Origin of the sequence: Sanguibacter sp. Leaf3 (assembly GCF_001425965.1) — a bacterium.
GTDB lineage: Bacteria > Actinomycetota > Actinomycetes > Actinomycetales > Cellulomonadaceae > Sanguibacter > Sanguibacter inulinus.
In genome coordinates, this window is record NZ_LMRH01000002.1 from 1251437 (window position 1) to 1268431 (window position 16995).

At 69.6% G+C, this 16995-nt stretch carries 19 protein-coding genes; 15 read left to right on the top strand and 4 right to left on the bottom strand.

Annotated features, from left to right (window positions below; translation table 11 throughout):
- Positions 1 to 84: 84 nt before the first annotated feature.
- Positions 85 to 393 carry a hypothetical protein gene (locus tag ASG53_RS12955; RefSeq protein ID WP_156382785.1) on the bottom strand — a complete coding sequence of 103 codons (309 nt, stop codon included), beginning with the start codon at positions 391 to 393 and terminating at the stop codon, positions 85 to 87.
- 108 nt (positions 394 to 501) lie between these two features.
- Here ASG53_RS12955 and ASG53_RS12960 point away from each other — a divergent pair, with 108 nt between their 5' ends.
- On the top strand, positions 502 to 1248 hold the full coding sequence (locus tag ASG53_RS12960; RefSeq protein ID WP_056133661.1) for a hypothetical protein: 747 nt from the start codon (positions 502 to 504) through the stop codon (positions 1246 to 1248).
- Here the strand turns inward: ASG53_RS12960 and ASG53_RS12965 are convergent.
- A complete protein-coding gene (locus ASG53_RS12965; protein ID WP_056133664.1) occupies positions 1213 to 1809 on the bottom strand; it encodes a shikimate kinase in 597 nt (198 codons plus the stop codon). The genes ASG53_RS12960 and ASG53_RS12965 overlap by 36 nt on opposite strands.
- Before the next feature lie 193 nt (positions 1810 to 2002).
- On the opposite strand from ASG53_RS12965, the gene ASG53_RS12970 reads away from it, so the two are divergent.
- From ASG53_RS12970 to ASG53_RS12980, 3 genes are read left to right on the top strand one after another with little or no spacing between them, the layout of a single operon-like run.
- Positions 2003 to 2947 carry an alpha/beta fold hydrolase gene (locus ASG53_RS12970; protein ID WP_056133668.1) on the top strand — a complete coding sequence of 315 codons (945 nt, stop codon included), beginning with the start codon at positions 2003 to 2005 and terminating at the stop codon, positions 2945 to 2947.
- Between the two features lie 4 nt (positions 2948 to 2951).
- On the top strand, positions 2952 to 4166 hold the full coding sequence (locus ASG53_RS12975) for a sensor histidine kinase (protein WP_056133671.1): 1215 nt from the start codon (positions 2952 to 2954) through the stop codon (positions 4164 to 4166).
- A complete protein-coding gene (locus ASG53_RS12980) occupies positions 4163 to 4765 on the top strand; it encodes a response regulator transcription factor (protein WP_056133674.1) in 603 nt (200 codons plus the stop codon). The genes ASG53_RS12975 and ASG53_RS12980 overlap by 4 nt, the downstream gene beginning before the upstream one ends.
- Positions 4766 to 4804: 39 nt before the next feature.
- Here the strand turns inward: ASG53_RS12980 and ASG53_RS12985 are convergent, their stop codons facing one another.
- Positions 4805 to 5641, bottom strand: coding sequence for a helix-turn-helix domain-containing protein (locus ASG53_RS12985; protein ID WP_056133677.1), 837 nt, complete (start codon positions 5639 to 5641; stop codon positions 4805 to 4807).
- A gap of 165 nt (positions 5642 to 5806) precedes the next feature.
- On the opposite strand from ASG53_RS12985, the gene ASG53_RS12990 reads away from it, so the two are divergent.
- The 3 genes from ASG53_RS12990 to ASG53_RS13000 all read left to right on the top strand — a co-directional run bounded on the left by ASG53_RS12990 (position 5807) and on the right by ASG53_RS13000 (position 8254).
- Positions 5807 to 6754 (top strand): NADP-dependent oxidoreductase, encoded by a 948-nt coding sequence (locus ASG53_RS12990; RefSeq protein WP_056133680.1) that lies wholly within the window; start codon positions 5807 to 5809, stop codon positions 6752 to 6754.
- Between the two features lie 40 nt (positions 6755 to 6794).
- Complete coding sequence (locus ASG53_RS12995) at positions 6795 to 7133, top strand: MoaF-related domain-containing protein (protein ID WP_056133683.1); 339 nt, start codon at positions 6795 to 6797, stop codon at positions 7131 to 7133.
- Positions 7134 to 7243: 110 nt separating this feature from the next.
- Complete coding sequence (locus ASG53_RS13000; protein WP_200945495.1) at positions 7244 to 8254, top strand: alcohol dehydrogenase catalytic domain-containing protein; 1011 nt, start codon at positions 7244 to 7246, stop codon at positions 8252 to 8254.
- Between the two features lie 27 nt (positions 8255 to 8281).
- Here ASG53_RS13000 and ASG53_RS13005 read toward each other — a convergent pair whose 3' ends face one another.
- Positions 8282 to 9184 carry a helix-turn-helix domain-containing protein gene (locus ASG53_RS13005; protein WP_056133685.1) on the bottom strand — a complete coding sequence of 301 codons (903 nt, stop codon included), beginning with the start codon at positions 9182 to 9184 and terminating at the stop codon, positions 8282 to 8284.
- A gap of 149 nt (positions 9185 to 9333) precedes the next feature.
- Here ASG53_RS13005 and ASG53_RS13010 point away from each other — a divergent pair, with 149 nt between their 5' ends.
- The 8 genes from ASG53_RS13010 to ASG53_RS13045 all read left to right on the top strand — a co-directional run bounded on the left by ASG53_RS13010 (position 9334) and on the right by ASG53_RS13045 (position 16994).
- Complete coding sequence (locus ASG53_RS13010) at positions 9334 to 9891, top strand: cyclophilin-like fold protein (RefSeq protein WP_056133688.1); 558 nt, start codon at positions 9334 to 9336, stop codon at positions 9889 to 9891.
- Positions 9892 to 10029: 138 nt separating this feature from the next.
- Positions 10030 to 10599, top strand: coding sequence for a sugar O-acetyltransferase (locus ASG53_RS13015; protein ID WP_056133691.1), 570 nt, complete (start codon positions 10030 to 10032; stop codon positions 10597 to 10599).
- Positions 10600 to 10660: 61 nt separating this feature from the next.
- Complete coding sequence (locus ASG53_RS13020) at positions 10661 to 11182, top strand: hypothetical protein (protein WP_056133694.1); 522 nt, start codon at positions 10661 to 10663, stop codon at positions 11180 to 11182.
- A gap of 107 nt (positions 11183 to 11289) precedes the next feature.
- Positions 11290 to 11727, top strand: coding sequence for a GyrI-like domain-containing protein (locus ASG53_RS13025; RefSeq protein ID WP_056133697.1), 438 nt, complete (start codon positions 11290 to 11292; stop codon positions 11725 to 11727).
- Positions 11728 to 11832: 105 nt separating this feature from the next.
- Positions 11833 to 13422 (top strand): ABC-F family ATP-binding cassette domain-containing protein, encoded by a 1590-nt coding sequence (locus tag ASG53_RS13030; protein ID WP_056133699.1) that lies wholly within the window; start codon positions 11833 to 11835, stop codon positions 13420 to 13422.
- Between the two features lie 218 nt (positions 13423 to 13640).
- Positions 13641 to 15908, top strand: coding sequence for an anaerobic ribonucleoside-triphosphate reductase (gene nrdD, locus ASG53_RS13035; RefSeq protein ID WP_082544022.1), 2268 nt, complete (start codon positions 13641 to 13643; stop codon positions 15906 to 15908).
- 3 nt (positions 15909 to 15911) lie between these two features.
- Positions 15912 to 16508: an anaerobic ribonucleoside-triphosphate reductase activating protein gene (gene nrdG / locus ASG53_RS13040; protein WP_056133702.1), complete on the top strand. Its 597-nt coding sequence runs from the start codon at positions 15912 to 15914 to the stop codon at positions 16506 to 16508.
- Positions 16509 to 16628: 120 nt separating this feature from the next.
- Entirely contained in the window at positions 16629 to 16994 is a 366-nt protein-coding gene (locus ASG53_RS13045) for a PadR family transcriptional regulator (RefSeq protein WP_056133705.1), read from the top strand.
- The last annotated feature ends 1 nt before the right edge of the window (position 16995 follow it).

Sequence of the window (16995 nt, forward strand, 5' to 3'; positions counted from 1 at the left end):
GCACCGCACCGAGCCCACGCACCTGAGTATGCTCCTGTCCGCCCTCGACGCGGAGGCTGAATTCCGAGCCCTCCTGGTGGCCGGTCAGTCCTGCGTGGGCTCACCGGACCGGGTACCCCGTCCGCGGCGCAGACCAGCCCCGTAGGCCAGGGTCGCGACGAGCAGGAGGAGGCCTGCTGCAGCGACTGCCAGCCCCACCAGCAGAGACGTGCTGACCATCTGGAATCCTGGCGAGCCGTCCGGGCTGAGGGCGACCGCGGCGGCCGGCGCGTACTCGAACCACCCGAAGGTCATCGACCTCGGGGCGCGCATCGCGACGACGGCGCCCACGATCAAGAGCAACGCCCCCAGCGCGACTGTCAGCTGGAACCGGTTCTCTCGCACGAGTCGCATCGTCCGAGGCTAGCGGTCGCCGCCGGCGTCGGACAGACCAGGCGAGGGCGGACCTCGTCGGGACGATGGTCCGTGGCGCCTCCCGCGCACGAGCGGTTGGCTGGAGGGATGACCCGTCGCCGTCCTGCGCCTCTCGCCCTGCTCGTGGCGGCGGTCGCGCTGGCGGCAGCCCGCCGCATCTCGCTCGGCTGGGGCGCCTCACCTGACGAGCGCCGCTGCGTCCTCCCCGGAGACGAGCTCGTCCCCTACCCCGACCTCGAGGCGACCCGCGCGATCATGATCGACGCACCGGCATCGGACGTCTGGCCCTGGCTCGTGCAGATAGGGCAGGGACGGGGCGGTTTCTACAGCTACGACAGGCTCGAAGACCTCGCCAGGCTCGGCATCCGGAGTGCCGACACTGTCGTGCCCCACCTCCAAGGTCTCGCGCCGGGCGACACGGTCCGGCTCTCCGACCAGGTCCGGCTCGTCGTCGCGGCCCTCGACCCTGGCCACGCTCTGGTGCTGTCGGGAGCGCCGAGCACGTCAGCCGTCCGGGCCTCGTTGAAGATCGCACCCGCTGGAGAGGACGACTCCCCCGCACCCGGCGGGAAGGCCCTGGCCACCGCACCTCCGACGATGCCCTACGAGTTCTCGTGGTCTTTTGTGCTCTTCCCCGTCGACGACAGGTCGTGCCGTCTCGTCGTCCGCGAGCGCTACGGCTACACGTCCGCGTGGGCAGCACTGCTCGCAGAACCTGTCGAGTGGGTGAGCCTGCTCATGACCCAGAAGATGCTGCGCGGCATCCGCGACCGCGCGGAGGCTCACGCCCCGGAGAAGTCAGCCGCGGCCGACCGACAGGCCGCGACCCGCTAGCCCTGCCACCACGCGGGCCGTCTGATCCGGGGTCATCCCGGCGGTGAGCACGTGGTGCGTCGCGACCCGCTCGTCGCGCCCGTCCGTGAGCCACCGCTCGAGCCAGTCCTCGCCGTCGACCTTCCACGCAGTCCCCTTGTCGTCGAGGCACCGCTGCCGCAGGACCTCGAGCGAGACCTGGAGGTCGTCCGAGGGCCGCAGCAGGACCACCTGGTCCGCCGCCCCGAGAGCACGCACCACACGCTCGAAGAGCGCGTCGTCGGTGACGTGCGAGTGCCCGGCACCCAAAGAGATGACGGCACCGGGTGATGTCTCGACGAGGCGCTCGACGGCGTGCGCGAGCGCGACCTCCCACTCCTCGTGCGCGAGGGAGAACCCGACCTCGGACGCCCTGGCACCGAGTCGCTCGACCGACCAGCCGACCTCTCCGTAGAAGTCTGCGCTCGCCGCGTCGGCATCGACATGGGGACGACCCGTGGCCGCCGCGAGGATCTCCCCGACGGTCGACTTCCCGCTCCCCGGGGCTCCGACGAGGACAGTCTGCTGGGGCTGCTGGTTCACGCCCGCAGTATGGGCGAGCGGGTGCGCGGCGGGCAAGGCGGTCGCCGGTAGAACGACCCCGGATGCCCTGCACCCATGACATCAGTCATGGGTCTCGGGTGACATCACGGCACTTCTGCGCGATCCCGATCTCCGGTGTCCTTGAGGAACTGCACAGCGGCCCTCGAGCCGCCTCCCTGAAGACGAGGATTTCATGCGCAAGCCCCTGAAGATCACCCTGTGGACCGTCGGCGTCGTCGTCGCGCTCCCCGTCCTGGCTCTGACGACCACCTCCATCGTCAACGTGGTCGCGACGAAGTCGGACCTGGCCGCGATCACGCCGTACGGCGAGCTCGTCCCCGTCGACGGCAAGCAGATGAACGTCGTCGTCAGCGGCACCGGCGACGAGACCATCGTCCTCCTCCCGGGGCTCGGCACCGCCGCCCCGGGGCTCGACTTCGAGCCGCTGATCGCCGAGCTCGACGACACCCACCGGGTGATCGCCGTCGAGCCCTTCGGCACAGGTCTGAGCGACCAGACCGACTCGCCGCGCACGGCGGCGAACATCGCCTCAGAAGTGCACGAGGCGCTGCAGCAGCTCGGTGTCGACCGCTACGTGCTCATGGGGCACTCGATCGCCGGCATCTACGCCCTCGAGTACAGCGAGCTGTACCCGGACGAGCTCGTCGCCTTCGTCGGGATCGACAGCAGCGTGCCGGACCAGCCCGGCTGGGACGACCCGGTACCGACCGACGGTCTCGCCCAGCTGCGCACCCTCGGCCTGCTGCGGGTGCTGTCCGCGATCGGCGGGGACACCTACGCCGGCCTGCCCTACGACGAGGACACGAAGGAGCAGATGCGCTTCCTCACCACGAAGAACTCGACGGCTCCGACCCTGCTCGACGAGATGGACCGCACGCCCGAGAACTTCGCCTCGGTCAGCGGTCTGACCTTCCCGTCGACGCTGCCGGTCCTGCTCTTCGTCGTGCAGGACGACTCGGACGTCGACGGCTGGCTCGAGCTGCACGAGGACCAGGCGGCGAGCGTCGACCACGGCGAGGTCGTCCCCCTCGACGGTGAGCACTACCTGCACCACACGCAGTCGCCGCAGATCGCGCGCGACACCGACGAGCTCCTCACCTCCCTCTCGGTACGCTGAGCACATGACACACGGCCTGCCGGGCAGCTCTCGACGCGCGGCCGACCTGCGGTGGATGTGCGCGTCGACGGCCGTGACCCTCTGGGTCCTCGTGGTCACCGCCGCCTTCCTCCAGCTGGTCCTCGGGCCGGGCGGAGGGGCAGACGGCCCGCGGCAGGTCCTCCTCGTGGTCCTGACGGTCGTCTCGGTGGTGCTCGCTCTCGCCGCGGTCCCGTCGTTGCTGCGGACGACCGGAGGTGTCTCGGAGCGGAACCTGTGGGTCGTCCTGCTCCTGGTGGTGGCGACCGCGACCTGGGGCGTCGCCCTGCTGCCACCCTTCGGCGGGTGGGGATGGGCTTTCCTGCTCGTCACCGCGGGCGGGATGCTCAGCTGCGTCGTGCCCCGCTGGTGGAGCCTCGCCGCGATCCTGGGCACCCTCGCGGTGCTCACCGTGGGAGGTGCCCTCGCCTCGCAGGCCGACCCGACACCCGTGGTCAGCACACCTGTCGACGACGGCACGACCCTCGTGGTGGTCAGCACGCTCGTGGTGGTCACCACCATGCCGCTCAGCGCAGTCTGGGTCCTGCGCGTCGTGCTCCGCCTCGACGAGGCCCGCCGGACCGCCTCCGACCTCGCCGTCGCGACCGAGCGGCTGCGGTTCGCGACCGACCTCCACGACATCCAGGGCCACCACCTGCAGGTGATCGCCCTCAAGGGAGAGCTCGCCGAACGTCGTCTGCTCGCCGACCAGCCGGATCTCGCGGCGGCCGAGCTCGCGGACATCCGGGCGATCGCCCAGGCGGCCCTCGACGACACGCGCGCCGTGGTCAACGACTACCGCACCGTCACGGTGGCCGTCGAGGCCCGGAACGCCGCGGCGGTCTTGCGGTCGGCGGACATCCGCTGCGAGGCCCAGATCGACGTCCCCGATCTCCCGGCGCTCGCTGGTGCGGTCTTCGCCGTGGCGATCCGTGAGGCGGCGACCAACATCCTCCGTCACAGCCGGGCGACCGAGGCGTCCCTCGAGCTGGTCCTGACCCCGGAGCAGGACTACCGCCTCACGGTGACCAACGACGGATCCGGTCCGGTCCGCCCAGGGGGTACGGGTCTCTCTGGCCTGACCGAACGGGTCACCTCGTGGGACGGGACCGTGTCGACGAGCCGGCGCGGCGACACCTTCACCCTGGTCGTGCGCATCCCCGCACGCACCGCGGCGCTGCAGTCTGAGGTCGCCCGATGATCCGGATCGTCATCGCCGACGACGAAGGGCTCATCCGCGGCGCACTCGTCGCCCTGCTCTCCCTCGAACCCGACATCGAGGTGGTCGCCGACGTCGACGACGGCCACGCCGCTGTCGCCGCCGTCCTCGAGCACGACCCCGACGTCGTGCTGCTCGACCTCGAGATGCCCGGGCTCGACGGGATCGAGGTCGCGCACGAGCTGAGGTCCCACCCCACCTCGCAGATCATCATCGTCACCCGGCACGCTCGCCCCGGAACCTTGCGTCGGGCGCTGGCCGCGAAGGTCCGCGGCTTCGTCCCGAAGTCGACCCCGGCGTCCGGCCTCGCCGCCATCATCCGGTCGGTCGCCTCGGGCGAGAGGTACGTGGACGCGACGCTGGCAGCAGCAGCACTCACCGAGGAGGAGAGCCCGCTCACCGCACGCGAGACCGACGTGCTGCGCCTCACGCGCGAGGGGCTGCCGACCAAGCACATCGCGAAGACGCTCGGCCTCGCGCACGGCACGGTCCGCAACCACCTCTCCTCGGCGATGGCCAAGCTGCACGCCGACTCCAGGGTCACCGCCGCCGCGACAGCCCACGACCGCGGGTGGGTCTGAGGACCGGTCGACCGACGAGTCCCGTCGGGGCCGCCTCGATCAGCCCTCCTCGGCGATCTCCGCCAGGCGCAGGACTCGGTCATGGGTGACAGACCCGGGTTCTGAGGTCCAGACGATGATCGTGTGGCCAGCGCCGTCGGTGAGCGCTCCCCAGTCCAGGGCGAGCTCTCCCACGACCGGGTGACGCAGGATCTTCGTCCCCGATCCTCGTGCGGCGACCTCCTGCCCGTTCCACAGTTCGTGGAAGTCAGGGTCGAGGGCCGAGAGCTCGCGGACGATCTCGCGGAGCTGTTCGTCCTCTGGGTCGGTGGCGCTGTCCATGCGCAGCTGGGCGATCGCGAGGTCCACCACGCTGAGCCAGTCCGCGTAGAGCAGCCGCATCGCCGGGTCTGTGAAGAGCAGCCGGATGAAGTACCGCTCACGTTCAGGGATCGCAGCGAAGTCGGTGATGAGTGCCGCACCGAGGTCGTTCCACCCGACGATCTCGGTCCGAGGTCCCATCACGAAGGCCGGGGTCCCGACGAGGTTGTCGAGCATCCGCTGGACGGGCACGTCGAGAGCTTCCCGGAAGGCTGGCCTGGCACCGGTCAGCGGTCTCCCGGACAGACCGGCGAGGTAGACCCGCTGGTCCGGTGTGAGCCTGAGCACCCGGGCGAGGTCGTCGAGGACAGGTGCCGAGGCAGGCAACCTTCCCTGCTCGAGCCGCGCGTAGTACTCCGTGCTGATGGACGTCGCGTGGGCGACCTCCTCGCGGCGGAGCCCCGGGACACGTCTGGTCTGCCCTGAGGCGACCAGGCCGAGGTCCTCCGGGGTGAGCTCAGCCCGACGCGCCCGGAGGAAGTCGCCCAGCTCTCGCCATCTCGTCTCGCCCGCCACCTGGCGATCCTCTCACGGCCTCCGACAGGCGTGGCAGCTGCCGGTCGCCGGCCCTCGTGGGGGGACATTTTCTCTCCCCTGCTACGACCTCCGCCGAGGTGACAGGGTCAGATCACGATGCCGGAGAGGCCCCCCTCCAGGCGATCCTGACGAAGGAGAAGCACAGTGAGAGTCATCGGACTGACCGAGTACGGAGCACCCGAGGTGCTCCGCGCCCTCGACGTCCCTGAGCCCCACGCAGGACCGGGGCAGGTACGCATCCGCGTGCACGCAGCCGCCGTCAACCCCGTCGACGCGATCATCCGCTCCGGCGGCTTCGCCGGCAACGACGAGCCGATCACCGACCCGGTCGTGCCGGGCATGGACGTCGCGGGCACCGTCGACGAGATCGGCCCCGAGCAGCCCGACGGCTTCGACCTGACGGTCGGCGACCCAGCGATAGGGTTCGTGGTCCCCGAGGGCAGCCACGGCGGCTACAGCGAGCTCGTCGTCCTGCCGTCCCTGTCCGTGACGCGCAAGCCCAGCTCAGTGGGATACCCAGAGGCAGCATCGTTCTTGTCCAATGCCCTGACGGCTGAGATCACGCTCGAGCACCTCGACCTCGCACCCGGCGCTGTCCTGGCGGTGACCGGCGCGACCGGCGCCGTCGGCGGATACCTCGTCGAGCTCGCCGCAGCACGCGGGCTGGTGGTCATCGCCTCCGCCTCGGCCGACGACGAGCCTCTCGTGCGCGGCTTCGGCGCCACGCACGTCGTGGACCCTGCTGCCGACTTCGTCGAAGAGGTCCGTGCGCTCACCGGAGGGCGCGGCGCCGATGCTCTCGCCGACGCCGCGATCCTCACCGACCAGGTGACCGGCGCGGTGCGTGACGGCGGTCAGATCGCCTTCTACCTGCCCACAGCTGTCGACCCGGGCCGCGGCATCTCCGTCTTCGGCTCGTACGTCATGCGCTCCCACCTGCGCCACGACGCGATCGACAGGCTCGCCCGCTCCGTCGAGCAGGGGCGCCTGACCACCCGGGTCGCCGGGACGCTCCCCGCGGCTGACGCCGCAGCCGCCCACGCACTCCTCGAGCAGCGCGGCCGTCGCGGCCGCCTCGTCCTCGAGCTCTGACCCCCACCACCTCCGCACACCACGAAGAGAGAAGAACCCCATGGAGATCAACGCACCCCTCCCCAGCGTCGGACAGACCTGGCTCGCCGACCTCGGCCCCGACACCCCGCTGGGCCACTTCACCGTCGAGATCACCTTCGACACCGAGTCCCAGGTGACCTTCGAGGTCACCGGCGGCGCCATCAAGGGCCGCGTCGAGACGATGGAGTACACCACCACCAAGGTCCGCGACGGACTGCACGTCGTCCGCTGGACCGAGCCGGACTCCGGCGACCACGTCACCCACATCGAGGACTACACGAACGGCGCCTGCATGGCCTCCTCCGTCATCGGCGGAGAGTTCGTCCAGCTGCACGGCACCTGGACCCAGGTCCGCTGACACCGGGCTCCACGAGCCGGAGCCACCCCGAGGTGTCTCCGGCTCACCTCCCCATCCCTCACGCGCAACGCCCCAGAGGGCGCCCCGCGAGCACGACCAGGAAGAAGATCATGAAGGCAGCACTGATGTTCGGCGCCGGCGACGTCCGCGTCGTCGAGGTCCCCGACCCCGTCATCCAGAAGCCCACCGAGGCTCTGATCCGCGTCACCTACGCGTGCGTCTGCGGGTCCGACCTGCACCCTTACCACAGCCTCGCCGACACCCCGGAGGGCGTCAGCATGGGCCACGAGTCCATCGGCGTCGTCGAGGAGGTCGGAGCGGACGTCCGCACGCTCGTCGTCGGCGACACCGTGATCGTGCCCTTCGCCTGGTCCGACGGCACGTGTGCGTTCTGCCGGGACGGCGTCCACACCTCCTGCGTCCACGGTGGGTTCTTCAGCGGCGCCCAGGCAGAGAAGATGATCGTGCCCTACGCCGACGGCACGGCCGTGGTCGTCCCCGCCGGGACCGACGAGTCGCTGATGCCGAGCCTGCTCACCCTCTCCGACGTCTACCTCACCGGCTACCACGCCGCCGTCCGCGGAGGCGTCACAGCCGGCACGACCGTCACCGTGGTCGGCGACGGCGCCGTCGGCCTCTCAGCCGTCCTGGCCGCCAAGCAGCTGGGCGCAGAGACCATCATCCTCATGGGCCGACACACCGCCCGCACCGACCTCGGCCGCGAGTTCGGGGCCACCCACGTCGTCGCCGAGCGCGGCGACGACGGTGTCGCGAAGGTCATGGAGATCACCGGTGGGCTCGGCTCTCACGCCGTCCTCGAGGCTGTCGGCCACATGCCCGCCTACAGGATCGTCCGCCCCGGCGGCACGATCAGCCGTGTCGGACTGCCCCAGTACGAAGACGCCCCCGTGGGATTCGGCTCGTTGTTCGGCAAGAACGCGACCCTGACCGGCGGCCCCGCCCCTGTCCGGGCCTACCTCGATCAGATCCTGCCCCAGGTGCTCGACGGGACGATCAACCCTGGACGGGTCTTCGACCGCGAGCTCCCGCTCGACGACATCGCCGAGGCGTACAGGCTCATGGACTCGCGCGAGGCTATCAAGGTGCTCATCCGCCCCTGACACCGGGCAGACGGCCGGTGTCTCGTCCTAGGACTGCTCGACGGGGTGGGTGGAACGGGCGGAGGGAGCCTCTTCGGACTCGCCCGTGGCCGCCCACCGGGCCAGGAGCCGGAGGCCGTCTGCCGTGGGAGACCCGGCGGGTGCGGAGTAGACGGTGAGGTTGAGGCCGAGGTCCGCGGCCAGGTCGAAGGCTTCGTAGGTCAAGACGAGGTCACCGACTGCGGCGTGGTGGAAAGGCTTCACTCCTGCAGCGTGCAGGCGCACGTTGTGGCGGGCCCACCGCTCACGGAAGTCCGCGCTGCAGGTCGACAGCTCACCGACGAGGTCCTGGAGGTCACGGTCGTGAGGGTCGCGCCCCGCTTCGAGGCGCATGATCGCCACGGCGACGTCGGCGGCTGCGTCCCAGTCGGGGTAGAAGCGCTCGGACCGCTCTCGGTCGAGGAACGTGAAGCGGGAGAAGTTCGCCGGACGGCGCGGGTCCAGGTAGACGTCGGAGTAGAGCGCACGTCCCAGGGTGTTGGCGGCGAGCAGGTCCATGCGTCCGTTGCGGACGATCGCCGGACCGTCGGTGATCGCGTCGAGCGTCTGCTGCAACCCTGCTCGGATCGTGGGCGTGCGGCGGGTGGGGCGCCCGCGCCTGGTGGGACTCGTGGTGAGCGCACGAGCGAGGTCGAACAGGTGCGCGGTCTCCGCGTCGTCGAGACGGAGGGCATGAGCCACGGAGCGGAGCACCGCGTCGGAGACTCCGCTGAGGTGGCCGCGCTCGAGCTTGGAGTAGTACTCGACGCTGATGTTCGCGAGGTCGGCGACCTCTCCACGGCGCAACCCTGCGACGCGTCGGTTGGGGCCGGCGGTCAGCCCTACCTGCTCGGGTCGCACCCGTGCCCGGCGAGAGACCAAGAAGTCACGGGCCTCGCTCGAGCTGCTCATGCCCGCCACGCTACGCGGCGCCGGCCCGCCAGACGACGTACTGCTGGTACACCTCTCAGCAGAGCCTTCCCGAGGGGCACCTGCATCAGGTGTGCTGACCTGGAGAGCAGCACGCTGCTGCACACCCCGAGGGACTGGAGAGACACCCGATGCGCACGACTGCCATCGTCAGCGCCACGCTCACGGCCATGCTCCCTCTCACCGGGTGCAGCACCGCCGGCTCACCACCGGCGCCCGCCGCGCCGTCGAGCGCTGCGCCCTCACCCGCGTCACCTCCCCGACCCACGCCTGAGTCTCCGGGACCTGTCGTACCCGAATCACCGGCTGCGCCGGTCGACGAGGTCGAGGGCACCGTCGTCCGGTTCTCCTCCGGTCAGACGACGGTCGACGTCACACTCGGAGAAGACAACCCGACAGTCCGCGACCTCCTCTCGATCCTGCCCGTGACCACCACGGTCGAGGAGTTCGCCGGCCGCGAGAAGATCGCCTCCGTCGGCCGTCAGCTCGACACCTCGGGGTCACCAGGGTCCGACCCCGAGGATGGTGACCTGATCTACTTCACGCCCTGGGGAAACTTGGGGTTCTACTACGACGCCTCAGACATCGGGTTCTCCGACGAGACAGTCCACATCGGCACCTACGACGCCACCGAGGACGAGCTGTCTGGCCTGGAGGGCGGGGACGTCACCATCAGCATCGTGCCCTGAGAGACTGCAGGCGAGACGCCCCGCCCCCGTGGCACGCTCGACCTCACCACCCCCCAGGCGCAGGACCTGCCTGCGGCTCCGGCAGCAGGGCCGGGGACACTCCTGCGCAGACGACTCCCCCATCGAGAACGGAGCACCATGACACTCACCGACCTGCTCGACGCACTCGCGACGGGCGACACCATCACCGCTGGGTCCCCCGCGCACGCGATCATGCACGAGACGAGCCAAGAGGCTCTGCGGATCACCGGCGACCTGAATTCCGGGTACCACGAGCCAGCGCGGGTCCGCGAGCTGCTCTCGCAGCTCACCGGAGCCACCGTCGAGGAGTCCGTGACCCTCTTCCCACCCTTCACCTCAGACTTCGGCAAGAACATCCGGCTCGGGCGCCGCGTGTTCATCAACGCCGGCTGCAGGTTCCAGGACCAGGGCGGCATCACGATCGGCGACGACTGCCTCATCGGCCACAACGCCGTCATCGCGACGCTCCAGCACGACATCGCCCCCTCCCGGCGCGGCGACCTCATCCCCTCACCCGTCGTCATCGGCAACAACGTCTGGCTCGGAGCGAACGTCACCGTGCTCCCCGGCGTCACCATCGGCGACGACGCCGTCGTGGGAGCCGGGTCCATCGTCACCAAGGACGTCCCGGCCCGGACCGTCGTCGTCGGCTCCCCGGCCCGGGTGGTCCGCACCATCGAGGAATAGTCACCTAGGACCATGAATCCCCCTGAGCTGCTCGTCTCTGGGGCAGCGGTAGCCTCGTGGCGTGATCATCTGGCTCAACGGCACCCACGGCGCAGGCAAGACGACGACCAGTGCGCTCGTGCAGGCACTGATCCCGGACTCCCGAGTCTTCGACGCCGAGAAGGTCGGCGAGACCTTGATGGACATCAAGCCTGGGCTGCCCGCCACGGACAACTTCCAGCACTGGCCGCCGTGGCGTCCGCTCGTGGTCGAGACCGCGCGGCGCGTGCTCGACTACACGGGTGGCACGCTCGTGATCCCGATGACCGTGCTCGTCGAGCCCTACTGGCGGGAGATCCACGACGGACTCACCGCCCACGCGATCCCGGTCCGTCACGTCCTGCTCCACGCCGACCAGGACACGCTCCGAGGTCGCATCGAGAACGACGCGGTGATGGGCTTCTCGGACTTCCGCATGCGCCACCTGGAGCTCTACGCCGACGCCTACGACTCGTGGCTCCGCGAGGAGGCCGAGGTCGTCGACACCACGCACCTCACCCCTCACGAGGCAGCCCGGCGCATCGCGGGGTTCGCGGACACCTGACAGGCCACCGGGTCTCGTGGCCGGGACGGCGGGACCGCGCTCGCTGGACGCTCGTCTGGAGGCGAAGACCAGGCGCGATGGACGGACGACCTCGGTACCTTGTCCCCATGACGAACCATCCCGCAGCCCACGATCTCGGCCGGATCGATGTCGTGACGCTCGTCGAGCGGCCAGCCCTGAGCCGCGACGTGGCCGACGACCTCGCGACGGTGCAGGCCGCCTGGCCAGACTTCGAGGGAGCGTTCGACTCCCTCAGGGGCCGCTCGATGATGGGTCTGGTCTACGACGGCGTGTACCGCCTGTCGACGGTGCGTCTCGACCGGGACGCCGACAACCCGCTCGCCCTGGACGAGACCGTGATCCCTGGTGGCGACTATCTGAGGCTCCGGCTGCGCGGGACGGCGCCGGCGGTCTACGAGCAGATCGGGCTGGCCTTCGACGCGCTGTTCAGCCGCGCCGACCACGACCCGAGCAGACCGCACATCGAGCACTACCGTCGCGAGGGCGAGGTGGACTGCCTGGTGCCGATCCGCCCGTCCAGCTGACGCGGACGCCGCCGCCTCGGGTCCGCGCCCGACTCGGTAAGATTGACCCCGCCCCCAGGCCGGACTTCTCCGAGCTGTGCGCCCCACCCGAGAGGTCACCCCCTGATGAGCCTGATCCGGCTGCACGACGTCCACGTGCGCTTCGACTCCACCCAGATCCTCCGCGAGGCCTTCTTCCGCCTGGAGGCCGGCGACCGCGTCGGGCTCATCGGCAAGAACGGCTCGGGCAAGTCGACGCTGCTCAAGCTCGTGCTCGGTCAGGTCGAGCCGGACAGCGGGACCGTGACCCTCGACCAGGGGCTGAAGATCGGATACTTCTCGCAGTTCTCCGAGCTCGACGGCACGGCGACCATCACCGAGGTGCTCGACGGGCTCTTCGTCGAGATCAAGGACGTCGAGGCCGAGCTCGCGTCGATCGACGCCGCGATCGCCGCGGACCCCACCGACGGTCCCGCGCTCGACGCCCTCGTGCAGCGCCAGGCAGACCTCTTCGAGAAGATGGACCACCTCGACGGCTGGGACTACTCCCGCCACATCGACACGGCGCTGACGACCCTCGGCTTCGACGAGGCGCACCGCACCTGCTCGATCGACGAGCTGTCGGGCGGCTGGCGCAACCGCGCAGCCCTCGCGAAGATCGTCCTCGAGCGCCCTGACGTGCTGCTGCTCGACGAGCCCACCAACTTCCTCGACGTCGCCGGTGTCGAGTGGCTCGAGGCGTGGTTCCGCGACTTCCGCGGCGCGGCCATCGTCGTCTCGCACGACCGCAAGTTCCTCGACGCCGTCATCACCCGCACCATCGAGGTCGAGAACTTCCACCTGCACGAGTACTCCGGGAACTTCGAGGAGTACGTGGTGCAGAAGCAGTTCCGCCTCAAGACCCTCGAGTCGCAGTTCGTCCACGAGTCCGAGCTGCTGGCCTTCGAGTCGGAGGGCATCGCCGACAGGCGCGAGGCCGCCAAGGCCGCGAGCAAGGGCCTGGGCAACCAGCTCGCGAAGATCAAGAAGTCGCGTGCTCCCCGCCCGGTCGACCAGATCATCACGGAGATCTACGGCGGTCTGCACGTCAAGGACGTCATGTGCCGGGTCGAGGGTCTGAGCAAGGCCTACGGCGAGAAGCGTCTGTTCGACGACCTCACCTTCGAGATCCGTCGTGGCAACCGGATCGTCGTGCTCGGCGCGAACGGCTCCGGCAAGTCGACGCTCCTACGGGTGCTCACCGGGCAGGAAGACGCCGACTCCGGGCAGGCCGCGTGGACCAAGGGCACTGCGGTGATCTCCTACAACCAGGTGCTCGACGAGCTCGACGACGCCGACACCGTGAGCCACGCCGTCAATGCGATGCCGGACAGCCTCGCGCTCACAGCGACCAAGAAGTCCGTCAACAGGTTCCTCGCGATGTTCCAGTTCTCCGACGCCGACCTCAAGCAGAAGATCGGCAACCTCTCGGGCGGTCAGCGCTCACGCGTCGCGATGGCGCAGTGCCTGCTCTCCGGCGCCTCGGTGCTGGTCCTCGACGAGCCGACCAACCACCTCGACCTGTCGAGCACGCAGGTGATGGAGCGCGCCCTCGTGCACTTCCCCGGCGCCGTCGTGGTCGTCAGCCACGACAGGTTCTTCACCGACAAGATCGCGACGCGCCGGATCGTCTTCGGTGCGACGGGGTCGGGCGAGGTCGAGGTCGCCACCGCCTGATCCGGGGAGGCTGGCACGGCCTGACGACTGGCCTGCCGGCCTCACCCGGGACCTTCGGCCCGCTGCGGACGAGACACAAGATCTAGTCTCTGTGTGACGCATGAACCCCGTATGTAGTGCTCGAGTGCCCCTGACCCGCGAGACGGACCACGGCTGGCACCCCACTGCGACGGCGAGCGTCTGACCAGCAGCCGTGACCAGAGGGAGCAGGACCCGCAGTGACAGTCGTCGACGGAGACCAGACCGCACGAGCACACCACGGGTCGGAGGGGACGGCGTACCTCTCCCCCGCCGGACCCCAGGCGCCTCAGGTGCTCAAGCGGGACGGCCGGGTCGCCGACTACGACCCGGCCCGCGTCGAGCGGGCGCTCACCCTTGCCTTCGACGACGTCCACCACGGCCCGCCCCAGCTCGTGCGGCCGACGGTCCTCGACCTCACCCGGCAGGTCAGCACCGAGGTGGCGCGCCGCTTCACCGACACCGTGCAGATCTACGAGATCCAGAACGTCGTCGAGCACGTGCTGCTCGAGAGCCGCCACTACGACGTCGCCGAGGCGTACATCGGCTACCGCGTGCGTCGCGACATCGCCCGCAACCGGTCGACCGACGTCAACCACTCGATCGGCGAGCTGCTGAGCAAGGCGAGCGCCGTCGTCAACGAGAACGCCAACAAGGACAGCGACGTCTTCAACACCCAGCGCGACCTGACGGCCGGCGCCGTCGGCAAGGCCGTGGGCCTGACGATGCTCCCACCGCACGTCGCCAACGCCCACCAGAAGGGCGAAATCCACTACCACGACCTCGACTACCACCCATACTCACCGATGACCAACTGCTGCCTCATCGACTTCCGGTCGATGCTCAGCGAGGGGTTCCGCATCGGCAACGCCGAGGTCGAGCCGCCCCGGTCGATCCAGACCGCCACCGCCCAGATCACGCAGATCATCGCGAACGTCTCGTCGAGCCAGTACGGCGGCTGTACGGTCAACAGGATCGACGAGCTGCTCGCCCCGTACGCAGAGCGCAACTTCGCCAAGCACCTCGCGGACGCACAGGAGTGGGTGACCGAGCCGGACCGCCGCCGCGCCTACGCCGAGGCGAAGACCCGCAAGGACATCCTCGACGCGATGCAGTCGCTCGAGTACGAGATCAACACGCTCTTCACGTCCAACGGGCAGACCCCGTTCACGTCCCTCGGCTTCGGCCTCGGCCTCGGGTGGTTCGAGCGCGAGATCCAGCACGCGATCCTGCGCATCCGGATCGAAGGTCTCGGCGGTGAGCACCGCACCGCGATCTTCCCCAAGCTGATCTTCACGCTGCGGCGCGGTGTGAACCTCGAGGTGGGCGACCCCAACTACGACATCAAGCAGACGGCGCTCGAGTGCTCGACCAAGCGCATGTACCCCGACGTGCTCAGCTACGACAAGATCGTCGAGCTCACCGGGAGCTTCAAGGCGCCGATGGGGTGCCGCTCCTTCCTGCAGGGCTGGGAGGACGCCGACGGGAACGACACCGTCGAGGGGCGCATGAACCTCGGTGTGGTCACGCTCAACCTGCCGCGCATCGCCCTCGAGTCCGACGGCAGCCGCGAGACCTTCTGGGCGCTGCTCGCCGAGCGCCTCGCGACCGTCGAGGACGCGCTGCTGTTCAGGGTCGCGCGCTGCCGCGAGGCCACACCGGGCAACGCGCCGATCCTCTACAGGTACGGCGCCTTCGGCCAGCGCCTCGACCCTGACGACGACGTCGACCAGCTGTTCCGGGACGGCCGCGCGACGGTGTCCCTCGGCTACATCGGGCTGTACGAGTCGGCTGCGGCGTTCTTCGGAGGAGCCTGGGAGGACGACGCCGAGGCGAAGACCTTCACCCTCGACATCCTGCGGACCCTGTCGGAGCATGCGCAGCGCTGGACCGACGAGCACGGCTACAAGTTCTCCGTGTACTCGACACCGTCGGAGAGCCTCACGGACAGGTTCTGCCGACTCGACACCGCGAAGTTCGGCCTCGTCCCGGACATCACCGACAAGGACTACTACACCAACAGCTTCCACTACGACGTCCGCAAGAACCCGACGCCCTTCGAGAAGATCGACTTCGAGATGGACTACCCCGCCTACACGGCGGGCGGGTTCATCCACTACTGCGAGTACCCGGTCCTGCAGCAGAACCCCCAGGCCCTCGAGGCGGTGTGGGACTACGCCTACGACAGGGTCGGCTACCTGGGCACGAACACCCCGATCGACCACTGCTACGCCTGCGGGTTCTCGGGCGACTTCTCCCCCACCGCTCGCGGCTTCGCCTGCCCGGAGTGCGCCAACGAGGACCCCCGCACCTGCGACGTGGTCAAGCGCACCTGCGGATACCTCGGCAACCCGCAGGCCAGGCCGATGGTCCACGGCCGGCACGTGGAGATCTCGTCCAGGGTCAAGCACATGCCCGGCAGCACCGGGACGCCCGGGGCGACCGGTCGGCCCGACCCCGAGGCCTGAGCAGTGCGCGAGCCGCAGCCCGACTGGTTGTCCTCCCGGCTCAGCCGTGACCACGTCGCCGACTACAAGCCCTTCGTCTTCGTCGACGGCGAAGGGGTGCGGTGCAGCCTGTACGTGAGCGGATGCCTCTTCGCCTGCGAGGGGTGCTTCAACGAGGCCGCCTGGAGCTTCCGCTACGGGCGCCCGTACTCGCACGACCTCGAAGACCAGATCCTCACCGACCTCGCGCACGAGTCGGTGCAGGGCCTGAGCCTGCTCGGTGGGGAGCCCTTCCTCAACACGGGCGTGTGCCTGCGGGTCACCCGCCGGCTGCGCGCCGAGCTCGGTCACAGCAAGGATGTCTGGGCCTGGTCCGGCTACACCTTCGAGGAGCTCCTGGCCGGGAGCTCCGACAAGGTCGAGCTGCTCGGGATGCTCGACGTGCTCGTCGACGGGCCGTTCACGCTCTCCGAGCGTGACCTGACGCTGCCCTTCCGCGGCAGCTGCAACCAGCGGGTGCTCGACGTGCCCGCGTCGTTGCGGGCGGGCCGGGCGGTGGTGTGGCAGCCGCGCGCGGTGCCCGCACCCGCCCTGTCCCCACGCCTCACCTCTGCGCCCTGAGGCCCCCGGGACCTCAAAGACCGCGGGGCTGCGGGGCTGCGGGCGGCCCTCTTGTGCGCCCGGTACTCGGTGCTACTATCTAGTGGTAGTCAGCATCACCAAGTACCGGGACGGGGCCTCATGGGCAAGCAGATGACCGAGATGCTCAAGGGCACCCTCGAAGGGATCGTCCTCGCGATCCTCGCGACCGAGCCGGCCTACGGGTACGAGATCACCGCACGGCTGCGCGAGCAGGGCTTCTCCGACATCGTCGAGGGCACCGTCTACGCGCTGCTGGTGCGGATCGAGCGGCGTGGCCTCGTCGACGTCGAGAAGGTCCCCTCCGAGAAGGGACCACCGCGCAAGGTCTACACCCTCAACGCCGCAGGCGCCGAGTACCTCGACGACTTCTGGACGTCCTGGAGCTTCCTCGCAGGACGCATCGACCACCTCCGCACGCAGGACCCCGCAGGCGACAGACCCGCAGACGACAGAAGAGAGACCTGAT

Coding starts and splice junctions, on each gene's coding strand:
- ASG53_RS12975 (WP_056133671.1), top strand. CDS start 2,952: ATGACACACGGCCTGCCGGGCAGCTCTCGACGCGCGGCCGACCTGCGG.
- ASG53_RS13015 (WP_056133691.1), top strand. CDS start 10,030: ATGACACTCACCGACCTGCTCGACGCACTCGCGACGGGCGACACCATC.
- ASG53_RS12970 (WP_056133668.1), top strand. CDS start 2,003: ATGCGCAAGCCCCTGAAGATCACCCTGTGGACCGTCGGCGTCGTCGTC.
- ASG53_RS13005 (WP_056133685.1), bottom strand. CDS start 9,184: ATGAGCAGCTCGAGCGAGGCCCGTGACTTCTTGGTCTCTCGCCGGGCA.
- ASG53_RS13000 (WP_200945495.1), top strand. CDS start 7,244: ATGAAGGCAGCACTGATGTTCGGCGCCGGCGACGTCCGCGTCGTCGAG.
- ASG53_RS13010 (WP_056133688.1), top strand. CDS start 9,334: ATGCGCACGACTGCCATCGTCAGCGCCACGCTCACGGCCATGCTCCCT.
- ASG53_RS13025 (WP_056133697.1), top strand. CDS start 11,290: ATGACGAACCATCCCGCAGCCCACGATCTCGGCCGGATCGATGTCGTG.
- ASG53_RS12960 (WP_056133661.1), top strand. CDS start 502: ATGACCCGTCGCCGTCCTGCGCCTCTCGCCCTGCTCGTGGCGGCGGTC.
- ASG53_RS13045 (WP_056133705.1), top strand. CDS start 16,629: ATGGGCAAGCAGATGACCGAGATGCTCAAGGGCACCCTCGAAGGGATC.
- ASG53_RS12995 (WP_056133683.1), top strand. CDS start 6,795: ATGGAGATCAACGCACCCCTCCCCAGCGTCGGACAGACCTGGCTCGCC.
- ASG53_RS13030 (WP_056133699.1), top strand. CDS start 11,833: ATGAGCCTGATCCGGCTGCACGACGTCCACGTGCGCTTCGACTCCACC.
- ASG53_RS12955 (WP_156382785.1), bottom strand. CDS start 393: ATGCGACTCGTGCGAGAGAACCGGTTCCAGCTGACAGTCGCGCTGGGG.
- ASG53_RS12980 (WP_056133674.1), top strand. CDS start 4,163: ATGATCCGGATCGTCATCGCCGACGACGAAGGGCTCATCCGCGGCGCA.